Source organism: Micromonospora sp. LOL_025, from assembly GCF_048060285.1.
Lineage (GTDB): Bacteria > Actinomycetota > Actinomycetes > Mycobacteriales > Micromonosporaceae > Micromonospora.
In genome coordinates, this window is the sequence record NZ_JBHMIR010000149.1 from 1 (window position 1) to 340 (window position 340).

The following is a 340-nucleotide window of genomic DNA, read 5'->3' on the forward strand; positions in this document are numbered from 1 at the left end:
GCGTCCGAGGCGGCAGTGCGGGAGGTCATCGACGCGTCGGGTGCGGGGGTGGACATCGCGGCGGTGAACGGCCCGGCGTCGGTGGTGGTCTCCGGTGCTGCCAACGAGGTCGCCTCGGTGGTGAACACCGCCCGCGAGCGGGGTTGGCGGGTCAGGGAGTTGTCGGTCAGTCACGCGTTCCACTCGCGGTTGGTGGAGCCGATGCTGGCCGAGTTCGCGTCGGTGGTGGCGGGGCTGGACTGGCGGTCGCCGAGGATCCCGATCGTGTCGAACGTGACCGGTGCGGTGGCGGACGCCGGGGAGATCACCGATCCGGGCTACTGGGTGCGGCACGTGCGGC

The 340-nt window shown here is 72.1% G+C and carries 1 protein-coding gene; it reads left to right on the top strand.

Annotation, left to right across the window (positions count from 1 at the left end):
- Nucleotides 1-84: 84 nt before the first annotated feature.
- On the top strand, nt 85-340 hold a 256-nt coding region (locus tag ACFHW0_RS31895; RefSeq protein WP_416613338.1), incomplete at its 3' end, for a hypothetical protein.